Annotated in this window: 4 protein-coding genes; all 4 read right to left on the reverse strand. The window is 70.3% G+C overall.

Going from position 1 to position 3,533, the window contains the following annotated elements:
- Positions 1 to 397: HXXEE domain-containing protein (locus D471_RS0113180; RefSeq protein ID WP_017599043.1), on the reverse strand; the 397-nt coding region annotated here is incomplete at its 3' end.
- Between the two features lie 155 nt (positions 398 to 552).
- Positions 553 to 1,824, reverse strand: a complete 1,272-nt coding sequence (locus D471_RS0113185) for a dihydrolipoamide acetyltransferase family protein (protein ID WP_017599044.1) — start codon at positions 1,822 to 1,824, stop codon at positions 553 to 555.
- 11 nt (positions 1,825 to 1,835) lie between these two features.
- The gene (locus D471_RS0113190) at positions 1,836 to 2,849 is read right to left on the reverse strand and encodes an alpha-ketoacid dehydrogenase subunit beta (protein ID WP_017599045.1); all 1,014 of its coding nucleotides are present in this window, start codon (positions 2,847 to 2,849) and stop codon (positions 1,836 to 1,838) included.
- Positions 2,850 to 2,864: 15 nt separating this feature from the next.
- The coding region (locus D471_RS0113195) for a thiamine pyrophosphate-dependent dehydrogenase E1 component subunit alpha (protein WP_017599046.1) at positions 2,865 to 3,533 on the reverse strand (669 nt) is incomplete at its 5' end.

Here is a 3,533-nt window from a genome sequence, read left to right on the forward strand (position 1 = left end):
CCACCAGCGGCGCGGTGGCCACCCCCGGCGTGTAACCGCGCGTGACCGCGGACTGGGCGACGTGCGTGGCCGAGTGCAGTCCGAAACCGACCAGCGCCGCCTGGTAGAAGCCGCTCCGCCCGCCGGTCCTCGCACCGTCGGCGGAGGCCGCGGCCATGAGCACCCCCATCAGGGCGATCGCGGTCGCGTTGCGCCGGGGAGAGACGTCGAGGCCGTCCCAGACCCGGCCCGGGACCCACGGCAGGTTCCGCTCCAGGCGGGGGCGTGCCCTGCTTGACCAGCCGGGGATCATCACCAGTTCCTCCGCGTCGTGGACGAGCCACGCGCCCAGCAGTCCCCACGTCACGGTGGCGGGAACCCCGGCGGGCTCGGCGGTGCGGGTTCTCCAACGACTCATCCGTGCCTCCCGCCACGCACCCTACTCCCGTCGTCCACAGGGTGTGGACGACGCCCCGGGCGGCGCCGGTCGGCGAGTCCCGCCACGGGTGTCCGGGCACACGAACGCCCCGGCCGGGGTGCAGGATCCGGCCGGGGCGTCGTGGGACTGGAGTGTTACAGGATGATCCGCATGGGCTCTTCCAGGATCTCCGCGAGGTCCTTCAGGAAGGCGGCGCCCACGGCACCGTCCACCGCGCGGTGGTCCACCGACAGCTCCAGGGAGATGCGGTTGCGCACGGCGACCTCGCCGTCCACGACCACGGCCTCCTGCTTCATCGCGCCGACCGCGAGGATCGCCGCCTCCGGCGGGTTGATGACGGCGGAGAAGCTGTCCACGCCGAACATGCCCAGGTTGGACACGCTGAACGTGCCGCCGCTCATCTCCTGCGGCTTGAGCTTGTTGTCGCGCGCCTTGCCCGCCAGCTCACGCGTACGGGTGGAGATCTCCGACAGCGTCGCCTTGTCCGTGTCGTGCAGGACCGGCACGACCAGGCCCGCGTCCACGGCGACGGCCACGCCGACGTTGACCCGGTGGTGCTGGAGCAGCTTGTCGTCCACCCACGAGGTGTTGACCGCCGGGTGCAGCTTGAGCGCGGTCGCGCAGGCCTTGACGATGAGGTCGTTGAAGCTGACCTTCACGCCCGTGCTCGACAGCTGCTCGTTGATCTGGGCGCGGAAGGCCTTGAGCGCCTCGGCGTCGATCGTGCGGCGCAGGTAGAAGTGCGGAACCTGCTGCTTGCTCTCGGTCAGGCGGCGCGCGATCACCTTGCGCATGTTGCTGACCTTGAGCTCCTCGGAGTCCCGCCCGTCCTCGAAGGCCGGGGCCTGCGGGGCGGCGGCCGGGGCGGCCTTCTCCGGAGCGGCGGCCGGGGCCTCGGGGACTCCGGCCTTGGCGGCCGCCTCGATGTCGGCGCGCACGATCCGGCCCTTGGGCCCGGAGCCCTGGATCTTCGTGATGTCCAGGCCGTACTCCTTGGCCAGCCGGCGGGCCAGCGGGGAGGTGCGCGGACGCTCGCCGCCACCGGCCGGGGCGGCCGGGGCGCTCGGCTCGGCCGCGGGCGCGGCGGCCGGGGCCTCCTCCTTCTCCTCGGCCTTCTCCTCCGCGGCGGGGGCCGGGGCGGCCGGAGCGGACTCCTCCGGGACGGCGTCGGGGCTGTCGGCGATCACACCGATGACCTCGCCGATCGGCACCGTGTCGCCCTCGGACACGGTCTGCTTCACCAGGAAGCCGTCCTCGTAGGCCTCGTACTCCATGACGGCCTTGTCGGTCTCGATCTCGACCAGGACGTCACCGGAGGCGACCTTGTCGCCCACCTTCTTGACCCAGGTGCTGATCACGCCCTCTTCCATGGTGTCGGAGAGGCGCGGCATCTCGATGTTGCTCATGGAAAACTCCTCTACCCGACCCGCTTGCCGACGGCGCTCAGGGTCTCCTTGATGGCGGTGCTGATCGACTCGACGGAGGGCAGGGCCGCCGTCTCCAGCGGCTTGGCGTAGGGCATGGGAACCTCCGCCATGGCCACACGCCGGACCGGGGCGTCCAGGTAGTCGAAGGCGCCTTCCTGGATGGACGCGGTGATCTCCGCGCCGATCCCGTAGGTCAGCCAGTCGTCCTCGCAGATCACCGCCGCGCCGGTCTTCTTGACCGAGTCCACGAACGTCTGGCGGTCGAGCGGACGCAGGCTGCGCAGGTCGACCACCTCGACGCTGATGTCCTCCTCGGCCAGCTTCTCCGCGACCTGGGTGGCCACCATCGCCATGCGGGAGTAGCCGATGAGGGTGATGTCGCTCCCCTCGCGGGTCACCGCGGCACGGCCGATCGTGGCGACGTCGTCGTTGTCGGCCTCGGCGTAGTCCTCGGGCACCTCGCCCTTGGAGTTGTACAGGCCGAGGTTCTCCAGGAAGAGGACCGGGTCGTCGTCGCGGATGGCCGCGCGGAGCATGGCGGAGGCCTCCGCGGGCGTGCTCGGAGCGAGCACCTTCAGACCCGGGATGAAGGAGTAGAACAGCTCGATGTTCTGCGAGTGCGTCGCACCGAGCTGCTGGCCGCCGCCACCGGGGGTGCGGATGACCATGGGCACGCTGGTCTGGCCGCCGAACATGCCGTAGATCTTGGCGGCGTGGTTGATGATCTGGTCGATGGCGATCAGCGAGAAGTTGATCGTCATGAGCTCGACGACCGGACGCAGGCCGAGCATGGCGGCGCCGATGGCGGCGCCGACGAAGCCCTCCTCGGCGATCGGGGTGTCCTTGACCCGGCGGGGGCCGAACTCCTTGAGCAGCCCCTCGGTGATCTTGTAGGAGCCCTCGAAGACGCCGATCTCCTCGCCCATGACGAGGACGTCCTCGTCGCGGAGCATCTCGGCGCGAAGGGTGTCCCGCAGAGCCTGGCGGTACGTGATGACAGACATGTGCTGGTTCCTTCTCTACTCCGCGAACACCGGGTCGGCGGGCATGCGCCGCGACTCGTTCGGAACCGGGGTGGCGTAGGTGTAGTCGAAGAGCGTCGAGACGTCGGGCTTGGGGCTCTTCTCGGCGAAGTCGGCGGCCTCGGTGACCTCGGACTTGACCGCGGCGGCGATCTCGTCGCGGATCTCGTCGTTCAGGATGCCGGCCTTGGTGAGCTTGGCGTCGAACAGGGCGATCGGGTCGTTCTCCTGGGCTCGCGCCGTCTCACGCTGCTCGTCCGTGCGGTACTTGGCCGGGTCGACGACCGAGTGGCCCTTCTGCCGGTAGCTCCACGCCTCCAGGAGGAACGGGGTCTGCTCCTCGCGGGCGCGCTCCACGAGGCGGGCGGCGGCGTCGCGCACGGCCAGCACGTCGCGGCCGTCCACGCGCTCACCCTCGATCTGGAAGGCGGCGCCGCGCTTGTACAGCTCGGGCTCGGCCGAGGACATCTCGACGGTGGTGCCCATGCCGGTGAAGTTGTTGATCACCACGAAGACGATCGGCAGGTTCCACAGCTTGGCGATGTTGAGGGACTCGTGCCAGGCGCCGATGTTGGTGGTGCCGTCGCCCATCTGGCACATGACGACCTCGTCGCCGCCCTTGTAGGAGACGGCCAGCGCGGCGCCCGTGGCCAGCGGCAGGGGGCC

This window comes from Nocardiopsis lucentensis DSM 44048, assembly GCF_000341125.1.
Classification (GTDB): domain Bacteria; phylum Actinomycetota; class Actinomycetes; order Streptosporangiales; family Streptosporangiaceae; genus Nocardiopsis; species Nocardiopsis lucentensis.